The organism is Mesorhizobium sp. Z1-4 (assembly GCF_004000235.1).
GTDB lineage: Bacteria > Pseudomonadota > Alphaproteobacteria > Rhizobiales > Rhizobiaceae > RCIO01.
Map to the genome: position 1 here is coordinate 559,433 of NZ_RCIO01000001.1, position 15,567 is coordinate 574,999.

Consider the following 15,567-nt stretch of genomic DNA (forward strand, 5'->3'; position numbering starts at 1 on the left):
TCTCACAACTCCGCGGCACGAACAACATTGTCATACGCCTAGGGGCACACCCTTATACACGCCACATGGTCGCTGAGGTAGCGTCGCACGTGTTACGCGGAGGCAGAGATGGCAGAAGTATTCCCCAAAGAAAGCATCGACGCCCTGGCCATAGGTGCCTGGATTCTCGGTACCGGTGGAGGAGGAAGTCCTTATCTCGCGCAACTCAACCTCAAGCACCTTTATGCGCAGGGGAAGCGTTGCCGACTGATCCAGCCTGAAGACTTGGCCGATGACGACATCGTCGCCGTCGTTTCACAGATGGGAGCACCTTTGGTCGCGCAGGAACGGCTTGTCGACCCAACGTACCTCGCCCGTGCGGTCAGGTTGATGGAGGAGTACCTTGGCCAACGGTTCGCGGCAATCATGGCTGTCGAGATAGGCGGCGGAAACGCCTTCTCGCCCTTCCTCGCTGCCGCGTTACTGGACCTGCCGGTGGTGGATGCCGACGCGATGGGACGCGCCTTTCCCGAGGCGCAGAACACCAGTTTCGCGATCGGCAACCTAAAAATGTATCCGCTAAGCCTTGTCGATTGCCGCGACAACGAGGCCATCGTATCCAAGGTGCCCTCCTGGATCTGGATGGAAAGGATTTCGCGAAAGATCACCACCGAAGTTGGTTCCATTGCCGCGACCTGTAAAGCGCCGCGGACCGGGGCGGAAGTGAAGGAGTGGGGAATCCTCCACACCGTAACCAAGGCGATCGGGATCGGAGAGGCCGTTCTCAAGGCGCGCCGCGTTCACGCTAATCCGATCACATCAATTCTCGACCAGGAAGGCGGCATCCAACTTTTCGCCGGGAAGGTGACTGACGTGGACCGCATCACCACCGGGGGATTCCTTAGGGGCAGCGCTCAATTCGCAGGGCTCGGTGAAAGTCAGGGACAACGATTCGTTTTAGAGTTCCAGAACGAATGGCTGGTGGCGCTAGGGAATGACGAACCTCTAGCGATGTCGCCCGATCTGATCTGTGTCCTCGACACTGATAGCGGCGAGGCGATCGGAACGGAGACCGTCCGGTACGGTCAACGCGTGACCGTCGTTGTGCTGCCCTCGCCCGATATCTTGAGAACTACGCAGGGGCTTGAGAACGTCGGTCCCCGCGCTTTCGGCTACGACTTCGATTACAGATCGGTATTTTCACAATGAAACGCATCGGAATTGACGTCGGCGGCACCAACACTGATGCCGTCTTGATCGACGGGACACGCATTATCGCTTCGATGAAGGTCCCGACTACCGCGGACGTGATGACCGGTGTCGTCAACGCGACGCGCGGCTTGATGGAGCGTGATCCGAGCTCCGGCGGCAGCCGAGGGCAGACCGTTGATGCGGTGATGCTAGGTACTACACATTTCACCAATGCAGTGGTCGAACGTGCTAACCTCGAGCGGATTGCGGTGATCCGGATATCGCTGCCGGCCGCCGCCTCACTGCCGCCCGGGGTCGACTGGCCAGCCGACATCCGGGAGACGGTGAACCCAATGATATTCATGGTCGATGGCGGGCACGAATACGACGGCAGGCCGCTGGTACCGCTGGATCGTAAGGCGATTGCCAAGGCTGCCTACCGGATCGCGGATGCTGGCATTAAGAGCGTCGCGATCGTTGCGCTGTTCTCGCCACTGACGACCGCGTGCGAAGAAGAAGCCGCTGACATCGTCCGGTCGATTGTCCCGGACGTTCGCATCACCCTATCCAACACGCTCGGACGGATCGGTCTGCTCGAGCGCGAGAATGTCGCCATGTTGAATGCCGCGCTGCAGGCCATCGGCCGGAAGACCGTCGATGCCTTCGGAAAGGCCTTGTCAGAAGCGGGGATCGACACGCCGTTTTATTTGACCCAGAACGATGGCACTGTGGTCATAGCCGAAGTCGCAGCGCAAAGCCCGGTTTACTCCTTTGCCTCTGGACCAACGAACTCAATGCGAGGCGCGGCCCTGCTGACTGGTCTGCAGGATGCGATCGTCGCCGACGTTGGGGGGACGACCACCGACATTGGCTGCCTAGTCAACGGCTTCCCTCGAGAGGCGAACAACATAGTCGAAGTGGGCGGGGTCCGGACGCTGTTTCGGATGCCAGACCTTCTCCCGATTGGACTCGGCGGCGGCTCCATCGTCGACCTAGAAACCGGACGCATCGGTCCACGCAGTGTGGGCTATCGGATCACTGATGAGGCCCTCGTGTTCGGTGGCACAATCCTCACAGCGAGCGATCTCGCGGTGGCGGCCGAACGCGCCGACTTCGGCGATCGCAGGCGCGTACGCAAGCTTGATTCTGGGCTGGTGCGGCATCTATTAGACCGAACGGTCACGATGTTGGAAGAGAACATCGACCGGATGAAGACCTCGGCCGACCCGGTCGATCTGATCGCTGTCGGCGGCGGGGCCTTCTTGGTGCCCGACAAGCTCGCGGGCGTCGCGAGAGTTTTAAGGGTCGAACACTCGGATGTAGCAAACGCCATCGGCGCGGCAATGGCGCAAGTCTCAGGCGAGATCGATCAAGTCTTCAGCGGCGTGTCTCGCGATGTAGCCCTCGCTGAAGCAGAAAATATCGCAAAAAGCCGTGCGCGCGAGGCAGGTGCGCGACCAGACAGCCTCAAGACGATCGAGGTTGAAGATATTCCGCTAGCCTACTTACCCGGCGGCTCCCGCAGGGTTCGGGTGCGCGTGGTCGGCGATATCGCTTATGGGGCATGACCAGCAACGAGTTGTCATAGGCGCATGCTCGGCGGTACAACAACAGTTCCGGTGCTCTACCGCCAGCAGCCTGCGCAAGCCTAACTACCGCGGTGGATGCCGCCGTAGCGAACGTTGCTTGACTTCAAGCAACGCAGTCGCCGCCTTTTTTTGGCGGGCCAATCTCAGCAACCATGGCTCCACCATGGCGGAAGATATAGTGGGCCCTCGTCCGGTGGCAATGGAATTTGATCTTCCCATCCGTGAAAAGCCCCCTCGATACAAAACCGGCCGTGCAGTGCTTATCCACATGCGCAGGCTGATGCTGCAACTTTGGGTGCCTATTGCCGCTCATGCGCAGCGGTTATGCTCGAGTAGTACCATTTGCCGTTCGTACCCACATCGTTGCAGTTGTCCGAAGTTGAAAACCGGCGATCGCGGCACGAGGTCCGATGCGTGGTCCGGGACGGATCGGCTGGTGCGTTTATCAGCCTAAGTTCTTTTCACAACTATGAAGAACCAAAGCATTGCCCTGGACCTCAGGGCGTGGCGCCGAAAGGCTGGCCTCTTGCAGGCCGACGTGGCGCATTTATTGGGGATCGAGCGGGCGCGCATTTGCGATATGGAGAAAGGTCGTCTCCTGCCAACCGCCGATCAACTGGTCGCGCTCTCGCTCATCTACGGCAAGTCGCTTGATGCGCTTCTTGCCGGCTTCCTTGATGAGACGGTCGATAGTTTAGTCGAACGGCTTCAAAGACTGCCGGCTGCGGCGAGCACAGGCGAGAAGCCAGGCTTCAACCGGGCCCACAGGCTTTCCGATCTATCCCGCCGATTAGAAATGGTAGCCAACCGGACGGTATGAGACGGGCCAAAGTACTGGGTATTGCCGCTGGTACCGGGCGGATCGCCTATGTGTTTCTTGTCGGCAAGCAACTCCGCTATTGGCATGTTTCCTATTCAGCCAGCTACTCGCCGAGCGATGCGGCGAGCCATGCCAGAGGATGGATAGCGCAGATGCAGCCGGACGTTCTGGTTATCCAACGACGCGGCAAGGGCTACCGGAAAGGCCGGCAAGCCGGTGCAAATATGGAAGCCATTGCACGAGTTGCGGAGCAGCAGGACCTGATCGACATCGAAGTGGAGAAACGGCGTCGGTTCCCAAACAAATATTCTGAGGCAAAGGCTCTCGCAACGCGGTTCCCAGAACTACAGCGGTGGGTGCCCAAGGCTCGGCGGCTCTGGGATCCTGAGCCGAAGAACATCACGATCTTCGAAGCGCTGGCGCTAGCGTTAGAGGTCGTCGATCCTCATCCAGAGCCCAAGAAGCCGTGACCATAGTAGCACCTCGAGCGGCGTCTTCAGGCGCCGCTTTTTGTTAGTGGGCGCAATCGCCTCGCTTGATCACCCGCACCTCAAGGTTTGGGATGCCCCATGCTTTGCGAAATCCCCGCTCGGCGATGAATGCTTCATATGCGGCACGCTTCAGAGCAGTGCTGGATAAGCGTGTTGTCGATCTCCGATGTGGATTCTTGAATTCGCATTCGAGCGCGTAGAAACGATATCGTTTCTCTCCATCAATCAGGTGCTCAATGCCGTACAGTGCGTCTGGGATCAGGTGCGTTGCCATCGGCTTCGTAGCAGATGGCATATGCGGGTTGGGCCGGATCGTTACCGGAGCGGCGAGCGGATGCCTTGGTGCACCTCGATCCGCTGAGCGTGCTGGCAGTCGTTCCAATATCTCATCGACCGGCACGAAACGCTGACCCGGCGCTTTCCGCGTCTCCAATTCAGCCTCTACCAGCGCGTCGACGATCATCATGGCATGCTCGAACTGTGGTGCGGGGCTTACCTTTGCGCCAACCGAAAAGGTAACGGCGCGTGGCGGTGGTTCTCCCTGACTATAGAGCAAAGCCAATCCCTTTGAGGAGAGTTCGTACACGATCGGCTGATAGCGTGCGTCGAACCGACGCCATTGAGCCGTCGGCCGGTTGATCAACCCAGCCTCATGATAGAGATCGCCCAGGCGCTCGATGAACCGGTTTTGGGACTGGGGTTGGAGTAGTGAAGCGAGCTGCGTAGCCCGCAGATATCGGTAGCGGTGCAGCAATTGCAGGATGGCAAGATCACGCTCAGTAAAGAATAGCCGCTTGCCCCTCGCCACGCGACGAAAGCGGGTCCGGCGACCGATGCTATCTTTGGCCAATTTCTGCATACTGCACGATCAGGGCATCAGCAGAGTTGGGTCAACGTGCGCTATGTGGCACAAAGGTCGGTGAGGCGCCGAGTTGGACAGGAATATTCAGCGATCACATTTTTCCTGAGTGCGACCGATGTCTTGGCCGGGGTCGGATGTTGATACTGAAGCTCTAGGATGCCAACGGCGGCAATGCGGACAAAGCTACCATTGTTCTTGCCCGACGCGATGTCGGCAATGGGGCCGATCACGGACTGGCAGCTTTCAGACCGATAATGGGCTCAAGCGTCCAGGATTTATCGCGGCCATCCTCCGGGCTCCATCGGTTCACCGGATGAGTGACTCAAGCGGGACAAGGAAATCTCGATCTGAGCTTCAGCGCGTCTTTTCAAGAGTTGATCGAGCACCGCCAGGTCGTTGAGCAAATCTTCTGGATCGCGCTTGCGCGCACCGCGCAATGCATCTTTAAGCCAGTCGCTCATTTTTGGATGCGACAGTACCCACTCGATGCGATCATCCGCATCTTTCAAGTACCCTGCAAGCGACTGATTTCTGGCCATCCCGTTCCCTCCGTAGGATCGTGCATCATGGATTGCAGCCCAGACACTGCCCAGGATCTGCGGTTCTCGGTTCAGCGGGCCGCTCGATACGATGCCCGCACCCCGAACAGGTCGACACCTCCGCGCGCAGCGCGTGAGTCGGCTCTCCGCACCAGGCGCAGGGCAGTCCGTCGAGACGTTCGGTGACCGCGAAGCCAGGGCGCGTGCAGCGCGGACAAGCGCTGCGGTAGCACCGCACAAGATCGATTGTCGCGCGCTTGATCGCGCGCATCCGGGTCGGGTTGCGGTGCGCGCGCATATCGGTTTCGACATGCGCCGCGCCGCACAGCGCTAGCGCCTCCGACACGCTCTGGCTCAACTCAGGGAAGGTCCAAGTGTCCTTGCGAAGGTATTTCTCCGGCGCCGGATTTGCGTCCGACAGGCCGATAACGATCAGGCCATGCTGGGGAAAGCCAATCCTCTCGGCGAAAACCCTCGCGGCCTCGACGGTCTTGACTGTCTCGTGGGAAAAGTTCGTCGACAGGTCGGCGTGATGGCCGATCAGTTCAAGACCTGACTCGCGGTCTCGAAGAACAACGATCTCGCGTCCGAGTGGTACGAACGGGATGAAGGGATGCGGTCCAAAGCTGCCCTCGCTGGCGATTGCGACTTGCGCTTGTCGGTCATGTTCGAATGAGGCCTCGATCTTGGCGCGCGCCGCGCCAAGCTGGCTGCCGGTCCGCTCGATCTCGCGACTGAAGGTGCCGAACCGGTCGGTATCGAACCCCGCCGGCAAGACGATCTGGAGGCCCAACCCGCCTTCAAGCAGCGGGCGGATGACCCGCTCCTTATCATGCATGGTGGCGAGGATCGCGCGCTTGTATGCAACGGAGAATTGAGACGCAATTTCCATCTGCGCGACCGCCATCAGAAATAGCCCTTACGTTTCTGGCGCTCAAGCGAGCGGGCGCCGTCACGGTCCGACGGCCGGCCCTCACGCTCCGAGGCGCCGGCGGTCAGCGTCTCGCGGACGACGGATGCGAGGTCACGGGCCTCCGAGCGAATCGCTGCGGTGACCAGCCAGCAGCCGAGCGTCCGAAATCGCACGGTTTCAGTTGTGGCGTTTTCGCCGGGCTGCAATGGCAGGCGGGCGGGCTTGTCGACGACGATCAGCGCGCCGTCGCGCTCGATCACTGGCCGTGGTTCGGCAAAGTAGAGCGGCGCGAGCGCGTAGGTCCAGATGTCCGTTTCGGTCCAGTTTGACAGCGGGAAGACCCGCAACGACTGGCCCTTGCTGAGCCGCGTGTTGAAGATTCGCCAAAGTTCGGGGCGCTGCTGGCGCAGCTCCCAGCCATGATGTTCGTTGCGCACCGAGAAGATGCGTTCCTTGGCCCGCGACTTCTCCTCGTCACGACGCGCGCCGCCGAAGACGATGTCGTTGCCGCCGCGATCGAGCGCCTGCTTCAGCGCGTCGGTGCGCTTGGCGGACGTGTAGGTGTCGCCATGCTCGAACGGGTTCAGACCGGCCGCACGGCCCGCCTCGTTGGCGTAGACGACGAGTTCTAACCCGTGCCGTTCCGCGAAGGCGTCGCGGAATGCAAGCAGCGAGCGAAACTCCCAGGGCGCACCGACATGGAGCAGCGGAAAAAGGGGCGGCGACGGATAGAAGGCGCGCACCGCCAGGTGCGCGAGAACTGTCGAGTCCTTCCCCGCCGAGAGCCGCATCACCGGGTTGCGGCCTTCGGCGACGCCCTCGCGCAGGATATGGATCGCCTCCGCCTCGAGCCCGTCGAGATGCGAAAGGCGCGATTCTGTCTGCGTCGCCGTCACGCGACCGCCTTGAGCCGACGGGCGACGGTTGCGGGTTCGACCGGCTCCCATTCAAGATCGCCTGCATAGCGCCAGGCGAGCCGGCCTTCGCCGTCCATCGCGAAGAGGTGGAGCCAGCGATTGTCGAACAGGGCGCGCACCCCTTCGTGGCGCTCCAGGATGTCGGTCATCGCCTCACGCGGCGCCTCGATGCAGACCGAAAGGCGCAGCGGATCATGAACGTAATCTTCGCCGTCATGCACGGACTGCCAGGGCAGCCCGGCGCGCATATTGCCGCCATTGCCCTCGAGGACGCCGATGCCGCCGACAACGTTGTGCAGCAGCTTGTTGCCCGATCCAAAGGTCCCCGGCGCGACGGTTGACCCGTAATATTGCAGGCTGATCCAACTGGCGACGACGACCGGCGCGGTCATGATTAGTTCGAGCACGCCGAAGCCGCGCTCACCGTCCTGCTTCCAGTCATAGTCGTGCAGGAAGGCGCGACCTTCGAGGCTCCGGCCGGCCGTGCGGGTCCGTGGCGCTGCAATGAAGGCCTTGCAGCCGGCGAGCGCCCATTCGGGCCGGACCTCGGCCCAGTCGCGGGCGCGCATGCCGATATCGCGCTCGTCGCCAGCGCGCGGCAGGCGCAACGCGCGTTCGCCGCGCGTCACCTTGCCGGCGGCTTCGAGCCATTGTCGGACTTGCTTGAGATCAGCAGCATGAGCGTCGGCCGCGACGTCGCGATCGTAGAGCGTAACCCGGTCGGTGGTGGTGTCGTGCAGCGCGGCGACGAACAGCGTGTCCTCTGGCACCGTGATGCCGCGCCCGACCAGGCCTTCGCGGACCTCGCCGTCGTTCAGGAGCCCGGCCAGCAGGCGCGCGTTGACCTCGCCCGAATACCCTCCGCAGGCGCCGCAGTGCAGGCCACTCGCATGGGGGTTGTTGACGACGTTGGCGCCGTGGCCCGCAAGCAGCACGACCCGCGCGAAGCCATCGGTCAGCGACATCGCGCGGAGCACGGTCTCGGCCGCACCGATACGGGTTTCGAGATCGAGCTCGGGGTCGAAGCGCGGCGGCGGATCGTTCGGAACCGGCGTCGGGCTGAGGCCGAGCCCGTCGCGCACCAGCTTGCCGATATAGACCGGCCCCATCGCCTCGACGAAGGCGAAGGATGAGACGGCGGCGAGCTTGAAGCGGCCCCACGCACGTTTCGCCCGGGCCTTGTAGCGAGCTGCGAGATCGTCGGCCTCGTTGTCGCCGCCGGAGGAGGATGTCACGGTCGGGTTGAACAGCACCGGCAGGCGCAGTTCCTCGACATCGGAGGCGAAGCGCCGATGCTTGGCGAACAAGCCGAAGAAGCCGGCAAAGCCGAGCGTGCGGGTCGACGGGTCGACCGCTTCGAGCGCGCGGCGGAAGACCTCGGAGCGCACGTCGATGCAGAAGGCCGCCTGTATCGCGGGCCGGTCCTCGTTGGTATCGGGCGCCGGGCCGGCGAGCGTGTCGGCGAGGCCGCGCTGGGCAGCACGTTCCGCCGCCTCTTGCAGGATTTCGTCGACGATACCATCCTCGGTCGGCGCGATGGCCGCCTCGTGGGCAGTGCGCGTCGCCGCCCATTCGTCGCCGATGGCCGTCTCGTGCTGCGCGAACAGCGCCTCTTCCCAGAGCAGCCGGATCGCCAGCAAATCGGTGATCGTCGTATCGGACCCCTCTGCCAGTTCGGCGCGCCACAACTCATAGCGCGCAAACTGCGCCCAGGCGCCGAGCGACAACAGCAGCTGGTGGAAATACGTAGCGAGGGCTGCTTCGCCGAGGCCCAATCGTTCCACTGCGCGCGCGATCACTTCGGTCGGTTTTTCCGCCGCATCCGCCACGAAAGCCGCGAACCCGTCGAGGCCCATGATCTCGGGCGTCAGATCGTGGCTCGCGTAGGCGCGCCAGGCGGACCATGCCGACCGGCCGCGCGGCGCCACCCACAGCGCCTGCCCGCGGTCGAAATAGCCCCCCGCCCAGACACCGACGCGATCGGCGACAATGCCTGGCCAATCTATGCCACTTGCCCTAGACGCCAGCTCGGCGACCGTCGGTAGCGTGGCGAGCGCCGAAGGTTCTTCAGCGGCCGCTGCCTTCAGCGCCGCGACGTGGCCCAGCTTGGGGGAATGCGGCGAGGCGGAAAGCGCCGCGGCGAGGTCGTCATCCTTGATTTCGGCGGCGGCGATCCGGTCCAGGTACCAGCTCCGTGGCATCGTTACCGGGATGCCGCCGACGCGGGCGAGCCGCGCACCGGTCTCCGCGAGCGTTCCATTTGTCTGACCCAGAAAGGGATTGACAGCGACATAGGAGGCGAGTGGCCAGAGCGGCGGGATCTGCCGCGCTGCCGCGTCGCCAGCGGTTTTGAGCGCCTGGAGGTCGAGGGATATGTTTTTGGTATCGGCTTTCATGAGTTCATCGTCTCCAGAGGGTCAGGATGGGCGCCGGGCAGACCAGTTGCGGACCAGACGGTCGAACACCGCATTGGCGTAGAGGCCGTTCGACAGGTGCACGCGCAGACCCGCCGCCGCCGGGTGGTTCGACCAGAGCGGGAACATCGCCTGCGCGAACGCGACAAGGCCGAAGCTGACCAGGGCGAGCACGATCAGCGCCCATTCGAGCGGCCCGGGCGCGGGCGTCGTCGGCAGCGTTCCGGCGGTCAGCCATTCGGCGCCGGTCTGCAGCGCGAAGTAGCTGACCGAGGCGGCGACGGCATAGAGTGCGGTGCGCCGGGTCAGCACCCGGGGCGCGGCGTCGGCGAGCCCTTGCGCCAGGAGATAGGCGACGCCGAAGATCAGGATCGCGCCGAGCGCGATCGCCTGCGGCGACTTCGTTTCCAGGCCGAAGCCGAAGCCGATGACCGCGTAGATCGCCAGCGCTAGCGCAAAGGCGCGCAGCACCGCCCAGCCGTTCGGGACCGCGATCGGGCCGGGCCGGCGGATCGACGCCACCAGATCGACAGCGTTGCCGGAGGCGAGGAAGGCGTGCGCCTTGTAGAGCGAATGGGCCACGATATGGAGAAGCGCCAGCGGGAACAGCGCCAGGCCGCACTGCATGATCATGAAGCCCATCTGTGCGATGGTCGACCAGGCGAGCGAGTTCTTGACCGCCGACTGGGAGAGCATGGCGAGGCCGGCGAAGAGCGCGGTAAAGCCGCCGACCATCACCAGCACCGCCAGCACACCGGGGCTGAGCAGCATCACGTCGGCGAAGCGGATCAGCAGAAAGCCGCCGCCATTGATGACGCCGGCATGCAGCAGCGCGGAGACTGGCGTGGGCGTCTCCATCACCTCGGTCAGCCAGCCATGGATTGGGAACTGCGCCGATTTGAGCATCGCCGCAAGTGCGAGCAACCCGGCGGCCCAGGTTACGCCGGCGGGCATGACGCCATCGCGCGCAGCGGCCAGGATGGTGGCGATGTCCAACGTGCCGTACCCGATGGTGAGAAGAACCGCCGCGCCGATCAGCGCCGCATCGCCAACCCGCGCGACGATGAACTTCTTGCGCGCCGCCCTGACGGCCTGGATGCGGTTCCCATAGAACAGCAGCAGCCGGTGCAGGCACAGGCTGGTTGCGATCCAGGCCAGGACGAAGTGAACGAGATTGCCCGCCTGCACGAGCAGCAGCACTGCGGCCAGCGTCGCCGCCATCCAGCCGAGAAACGCGCCCTGCCGCGCCTCGCCATCAAGGTAGGACGCCGAATAGCGCAGCACGATCCAGCCGACGAAGGCCACTAGGACCAGCATGGTCGCGCTCACCACGTCGAGCCGGATTGAGAGGCCGATCCCGCCGAGGCCTAAGACCGGTCCGGTGTGCGCGCCCTCAGCGACCAGAAGCGCCGCCGAAGCGATCGCGGCGGCAAGCGCCACCAGCGCCGCGCCCTCTGCGAGCTTCGGGACGAGCGGCGGGCGCCGGCCGGGTCGCAGGGAGGCGATCAGAGACGCCAATATGAGAATCGCGGGCGCAATTAAGGGGGTGAGATAATAGTCCATGGGCAGTATGCTTTCCAAAGCGGTTCCGTGTTGCCTCCGTTGTATCCTGCGCCCTACTACCAAGAAAAATACATTGTTCTGGGCATGTCGTTCTGTTTACATGAACGATATGGCAGAGCTGAACTTCCACCATCTGCGCTATTTCCACACCGTGGCGCACGAGGGGAACCTGACCCGCGCGGCCGAACGGCTGAACGTCTCGCAGTCGGCGGTATCGACGCAGATACGGCAGCTTGAAGATCGGCTGGGCCAACCCTTGTTCGAACGGCGCGGCCGGACCCTCTTCCTGACGGAGGCAGGTCGCATCGCGCTCGATCACGCCGACGCCATCTTCGCGGTCGGCGAGGAGCTTCTGAACACCCTCGGCGAACGGCCATCCAGCCGGCTTCAGGTGCTCCGCGTCGGGTCGCTGGCAACGCTCTCGCGGAACTTCCAGATCGGTTTCCTGCAGCCACTGCTTGGCCGCGACGATGTGGAGGTGGTCATCCGGTCCGGAGCGCTCGGCGATCTGCTCCAGAATCTCGAAGCGCACCGGCTCGATGTGGTCCTCGCGAACATCGCGCCGCCGCGCGACGCAGCCACGCCGTGGATATCCCATGCGATCGCCGAACAGCCGGTCAGCCTCATCGGGACGCCAGAGCGGATCGGCGCAAACGATGCATTCGAGGACCTGCTCGCGCGCGAGCCACTCATCCTGCCGACCGTCGAGAGCAGCATCCGGTCCGGCATCGACGCGCTGTTCGATCGCCTACGTATCCGCCCCCGCATCGCCGCGGAGGTGGACGACATGGCGATGATCCGCCTCCTCGCCCGCGAGGGAGCCGGGCTCGCCATCGTGCCGCCCATTGTCGTCAAGGACGAACTTGAGAGCGGCCGGCTCGTCGAGGCGGACCGGTTCCCGCAACTAAGCGAGACCTTCTATGCCGTAACGCTCGCCAGACGATTCCCAAATCCGCTTTTACGAGATGTCATCTAGCATAGCGGTTCAGTTCGTGCCGCAACGTAGAAGGGCGTCGGAAGCGTCTGATTGGGGCGGCAATGCTTTCTGATCGGTACGGCGGCAGTGCCGGGTTGAAAGCCTCGAAGTGGGCTTGTTGTCAGAAATACATTCAGGCGCCGACCATGCACTTGAATTGCTCGAAAACGTTGCAATTGTCAGCTTTCCGGCGGCATGAAACCCTCGATCAGGCTGCCGGGAACGCGGTAGGAAGCTCAAACTGGATCGCAATGGTCGAAAAGGCGATCACGCTGATACTACCAGGCGCAGTGTCCGCTTTCTGCAGGCGGGCGGAGCCGATGAACGATCGAGTTGGAGGGCGCAAAGCTGCCATTCGCATTGTCGATACGAAATACGACTTTGGGCTCGAAGCTGTCATTCGCTTCTGGCTTGATAGAAGACAGGAGCTAGGGACGCGCGGCTGCCCTTGTCGTTGCAGCCGGCATGGCCGAGTAGGAGTGCCAAGGTCCACAGAATAGGTCGCCAACTGAATACCTGAACTAGTCCCATCTCATCGGTTCGCCGCTGTCGAGTTGGTCTTCCGGCGGGGTCGGTTCGTCCCCGGACTTAGATTCGTTGTTGTCCTCGCCCACCTCCGAGTGATGCACGGCATACTTCTCTCGCATGAGGGCGCGTAGCTCTCTCCGTTCATCACTGTCCATGCGCCGCGCCCGCTCCATGCGCCCGGCCTCGATGCGCATAGAGACCGCCTGTTTAGTCACACCCTTGATGAAGGCGGCGAAGGACAGCCGATCTTGGTTCTCGATCATGCCGGCGTCTGTCCTGAGATCACCCGCTAAGGCGCGCGCATCCTTTGACGATACCCCGCCGGCGAACTTGATGGCCGTATTGGCCGAGATCGCCTCGTGGAGCTTGGGCTCAAGCTGCCCAAGATATTGATGGCTCAGGATCATGCCGACGCGGTTCTTGCGCGCTTGGCTGAGGATGAGGCCGATGTTGCGGTCGAAGTAGTCGCTTGCCTCGTCAACGTAAACCAACGTCGGGAGGCGTTTGGCCTTCGGCAGGATGGCCCGCTCCTGGGCCGCCTGTGCGATCATGGCGATGAAGAAGCGCCCGAATATCTCGGTCCCGTTTTCCTTGAGCAGATCCTTTGCTGTGTTGACCAAAATGACCTTGCCGGCATTCATCTCGGTGAACAGGTCGAGTTTGTTCTTCGGATGCGAGAACATGCGCTCGAAGGTCTGGTTCTCGAGGATGCCGTAGAGGCGGCGAAGAACCTGGCGGCGTGTTTGGGTGAACTCCTTGCCCCGGAACTCATTGTCGAAGAAGGCACGTGCCGAGCCTGTGAGCTTGGCGATGTATTGCTGGTAACGATCGTAGCCGTCGTCTTCGAGCAACTCGCGCAAAGTGTGGATGGTGGCGCCGGGGATGTGTAGTAGCAGGCGGGTTATGTAGCGGAAGATTATCGTCTGCTTCTGCGTCATGCCCGCGTCGAGCAAGGACCCAAGCACGAAGTCGTAGAGTTCGAGGATGGAGTTGGTCAGCCGCTCGCGATCGAGTGGCGAATAGGCACCGAGCCGGCTTTGCCCGACATCAAAGAGGTTGAGTGCTACGGGGTATTCGACATCGGTCGGATCGATCAGGCAGATGCGGTCATGCAGCGGACCACCTGGCGCAAAGACCTGCATGCCGGCGATTGTGTTGATGAGGTCGGCCTGGCTGTCGATGACAACAATGGTGGCCTCGCCTTTCGCGACAGCATCGAGGTCGTGGAGGATGAGCGTCTGTAAAGCCTGTGTTTTGCCGTGGCCTGAACCTGCGACGATGTGATGATGTTCAAAGCGAGTCTCAAGCGGAATCGCGATTGGAACAGAGACGTCGAACAAAGCTGGTAGCGGTGTGCCGCCAAGATAGGTGGCGAGCAGCTGAGTGGGTGGCATAGTCGGTGCGCGGCTCGGCAGTTTGACCGAGCGGTCGCGGATTGACGCTTCGCCGGGAACTGCGCCCGACGCAGCCAGCAAATTGAACTCTAGCCGAGACTTGAGTGCTTCGGTCAAACCCAGCTCAGCCCAATCCGGGGCGAAGGCAAGCTGAACCATATTCTCGACCGCTGCTGGCAGTTCGTTGACATTGTCGAGAAGCGGCGTGTCAAAAACGATGTTAGTGTCATCCGTCGGCGTGGGCGTCAGAAGCGAAGGTACCGCGATCACCAGCGACTCGATCAACGTAGTAACCATCCCGGCGAGCAGGCCTGCCACCTCGTCCAACTGATCAAGCCTTGCCGCCAGTTTGAGAATGCCGTCTTCGGCTTCCCAGATCGCCGATCGCGCTGCCAAACCTTCGGCGGCGACCTCCGGCAAAACAAAGAGCTCTTCATACTGAATGAGACGGTAGATGGCGCCGGCCAGCGGCTCGAAGTAGACGCAGGCCGTGACGTCGATATCTTCGTCAGCGAACTGCGAGAGTGCGACAATGGCAACGTGTCTTGCCAAAGACCCAATGCCTTCTTCGGTGTCCAAGCCGGCATCAGCCAATTGCTCCCCTGCCTGGACCGACATGGCTTCGATCTTTCGCCGCGCGCCGGACTTGCCGACCTCATCGAGCGTGCGTTTTGCTAGCCGCTCGAATGTGCCGCGCAGACCGAAGCCACGATAGATCGGATGGTCAGGCACTGGAGCCACGCAGGACGATGAGCTTGGCCACTTTCTTGTCGAGTGCGGCGATCGGAATGATCTCGCGATCGTTCCAGTGCTTGGCGCTTTCAAGAACCTGCCTGAGATAGCCGCAGGTGTTTTCCAGGAACGCTTCCTTGTGGATCAGCTCGACCACGCTGTCGCATGGGAAGGAGCGACCACCGTTGAGGAAATCGCTGACCAGGATCTGTTCGCGCATTGCGTTGAAATAGACCGCGGTCATCAAGCAGAAGACGAGGAAGGCGATTGCTATGGCCGCGCCAAGCGACATCAGGAGCCAGGCCAGGCCGAACGCTACGATTGCGACCAAAGCGGCTGGACGGATCGACTTCTTCAGATCGTCCATCATGTCAGAAGCCACAATGACGGCCCGCTCGAACTTGTAGGTCTTGAGGAGTTGTTTCTCCTCTTCGTCCAGTTCGAGTTCTGCATGCAGGTGGAACATGACGCCGGTACCCAGCCTCAAAGGTACGAGCGAAAAGACTGCGCCTTTTTGAGCGCGTCCGAACAAAAGCTTCATAGAAGCCCCCTCCCCAATACTGCGCCCCAGTCCAATTTATCGAGCGCACTATTTTGGTCAATGTGAAGTTTGCACGATGAGGAGGGACTACAGGGTGGAGATGCACGACAAGTGCATT

Annotated in this window: 13 protein-coding genes; 5 read left to right on the forward strand and 8 right to left on the reverse strand. The window is 62.1% G+C overall.

What is annotated here, in order from left to right; all coding sequences use genetic code 11:
* Window positions 1–108: 108 nt before the first annotated feature.
* From EP165_RS02695 to EP165_RS02710, 4 genes are all read left to right on the forward strand, one after another.
* A complete protein-coding gene (locus EP165_RS02695; protein ID WP_127520008.1) occupies window positions 109–1,188 on the forward strand; it encodes an S-methyl thiohydantoin desulfurase family protein in 1,080 nt (359 codons plus the stop codon).
* The gene (locus EP165_RS02700; protein ID WP_127520009.1) at window positions 1,185–2,738 is read left to right on the forward strand and encodes a hydantoinase/oxoprolinase N-terminal domain-containing protein; all 1,554 of its coding nucleotides are present in this window, start codon (window positions 1,185–1,187) and stop codon (window positions 2,736–2,738) included. The genes EP165_RS02695 and EP165_RS02700 overlap by 4 nt, the downstream gene beginning before the upstream one ends.
* A 490-nt stretch (window positions 2,739–3,228) precedes the next feature.
* Entirely contained in the window at window positions 3,229–3,579 is a 351-nt protein-coding gene (locus EP165_RS02705) for a helix-turn-helix domain-containing protein (RefSeq protein ID WP_127520010.1), read from the forward strand.
* Entirely contained in the window at window positions 3,576–4,049 is a 474-nt protein-coding gene (locus EP165_RS02710) for a hypothetical protein (RefSeq protein WP_127520011.1), read from the forward strand. The genes EP165_RS02705 and EP165_RS02710 overlap by 4 nt, the downstream gene beginning before the upstream one ends.
* 43 nt (window positions 4,050–4,092) lie before the next feature.
* Here EP165_RS02710 and EP165_RS02715 read toward each other — a convergent pair whose 3' ends face one another.
* The 6 genes from EP165_RS02715 to EP165_RS02740 all read right to left on the reverse strand — a co-directional run bounded on the left by EP165_RS02715 (window position 4,093) and on the right by EP165_RS02740 (window position 11,278).
* The gene (locus EP165_RS02715) at window positions 4,093–4,929 is read right to left on the reverse strand and encodes a replication-relaxation family protein (protein ID WP_127520012.1); all 837 of its coding nucleotides are present in this window, start codon (window positions 4,927–4,929) and stop codon (window positions 4,093–4,095) included.
* A 278-nt stretch (window positions 4,930–5,207) separates the two neighbouring features.
* Window positions 5,208–5,471, reverse strand: a complete 264-nt coding sequence (locus tag EP165_RS02720) for a hypothetical protein (protein WP_127520013.1) — start codon at window positions 5,469–5,471, stop codon at window positions 5,208–5,210.
* Window positions 5,472–5,496: 25 nt separating this feature from the next.
* A complete protein-coding gene (locus EP165_RS02725; protein ID WP_245439970.1) occupies window positions 5,497–6,378 on the reverse strand; it encodes a DUF6671 family protein in 882 nt (293 codons plus the stop codon).
* Window positions 6,378–7,280, reverse strand: coding sequence for a sulfate adenylyltransferase subunit CysD (gene cysD, locus EP165_RS02730; RefSeq protein WP_245439971.1), 903 nt, complete (start codon window positions 7,278–7,280; stop codon window positions 6,378–6,380). The genes EP165_RS02725 and cysD overlap by 1 nt, the downstream gene beginning before the upstream one ends.
* A complete protein-coding gene (locus tag EP165_RS02735) occupies window positions 7,277–9,697 on the reverse strand; it encodes a YbcC family protein (RefSeq protein WP_127520015.1) in 2,421 nt (806 codons plus the stop codon). Before EP165_RS02735 ends, cysD begins: the two co-directional genes overlap by 4 nt.
* 21 nt (window positions 9,698–9,718) lie before the next feature.
* Window positions 9,719–11,278, reverse strand: coding sequence for a proton-conducting transporter transmembrane domain-containing protein (locus EP165_RS02740; protein WP_127520016.1), 1,560 nt, complete (start codon window positions 11,276–11,278; stop codon window positions 9,719–9,721).
* Between the two features lie 109 nt (window positions 11,279–11,387).
* On the opposite strand from EP165_RS02740, the gene EP165_RS02745 reads away from it, so the two are divergent.
* Window positions 11,388–12,254 carry a LysR family transcriptional regulator gene (locus EP165_RS02745; protein WP_127520017.1) on the forward strand — a complete coding sequence of 289 codons (867 nt, stop codon included), beginning with the start codon at window positions 11,388–11,390 and terminating at the stop codon, window positions 12,252–12,254.
* A 521-nt stretch (window positions 12,255–12,775) separates the two neighbouring features.
* Here the strand turns inward: EP165_RS02745 and EP165_RS02750 are convergent.
* Together EP165_RS02750 and EP165_RS02755 are read right to left on the reverse strand one after the other, a co-directional pair.
* Window positions 12,776–14,908, reverse strand: a complete 2,133-nt coding sequence (locus EP165_RS02750; RefSeq protein ID WP_127520018.1) for a type IV secretory system conjugative DNA transfer family protein — start codon at window positions 14,906–14,908, stop codon at window positions 12,776–12,778.
* Window positions 14,901–15,449 (reverse strand): hypothetical protein, encoded by a 549-nt coding sequence (locus tag EP165_RS02755; protein WP_127520019.1) that lies wholly within the window; start codon window positions 15,447–15,449, stop codon window positions 14,901–14,903. The genes EP165_RS02750 and EP165_RS02755 overlap by 8 nt, the downstream gene beginning before the upstream one ends.
* Between the last annotated feature and the right edge of the window lie 118 nt (window positions 15,450–15,567).

What these genes read in the sequence shown, in the direction of transcription:
- EP165_RS02695 (WP_127520008.1), top strand. Translation starts at nt 109, where the DNA reads ATGGCAGAAGTATTCCCCAAAGAAAGCATCGACGCCCTGGCCATAGGT.
- EP165_RS02700 (WP_127520009.1), top strand. Translation starts at nt 1,185, where the DNA reads ATGAAACGCATCGGAATTGACGTCGGCGGCACCAACACTGATGCCGTC.
- EP165_RS02705 (WP_127520010.1), top strand. Translation starts at nt 3,229, where the DNA reads ATGAAGAACCAAAGCATTGCCCTGGACCTCAGGGCGTGGCGCCGAAAG.
- EP165_RS02710 (WP_127520011.1), top strand. Translation starts at nt 3,576, where the DNA reads ATGAGACGGGCCAAAGTACTGGGTATTGCCGCTGGTACCGGGCGGATC.
- EP165_RS02715 (WP_127520012.1), bottom strand. Translation starts at nt 4,929, where the DNA reads ATGCAGAAATTGGCCAAAGATAGCATCGGTCGCCGGACCCGCTTTCGT.
- EP165_RS02720 (WP_127520013.1), bottom strand. Translation starts at nt 5,471, where the DNA reads ATGGCCAGAAATCAGTCGCTTGCAGGGTACTTGAAAGATGCGGATGAT.
- EP165_RS02725 (WP_245439970.1), bottom strand. Translation starts at nt 6,378, where the DNA reads ATGGCGGTCGCGCAGATGGAAATTGCGTCTCAATTCTCCGTTGCATAC.
- EP165_RS02735 (WP_127520015.1), bottom strand. Translation starts at nt 9,697, where the DNA reads ATGAAAGCCGATACCAAAAACATATCCCTCGACCTCCAGGCGCTCAAA.
- EP165_RS02740 (WP_127520016.1), bottom strand. Translation starts at nt 11,278, where the DNA reads ATGGACTATTATCTCACCCCCTTAATTGCGCCCGCGATTCTCATATTG.
- EP165_RS02745 (WP_127520017.1), top strand. Translation starts at nt 11,388, where the DNA reads ATGGCAGAGCTGAACTTCCACCATCTGCGCTATTTCCACACCGTGGCG.
- EP165_RS02755 (WP_127520019.1), bottom strand. Translation starts at nt 15,449, where the DNA reads ATGAAGCTTTTGTTCGGACGCGCTCAAAAAGGCGCAGTCTTTTCGCTC.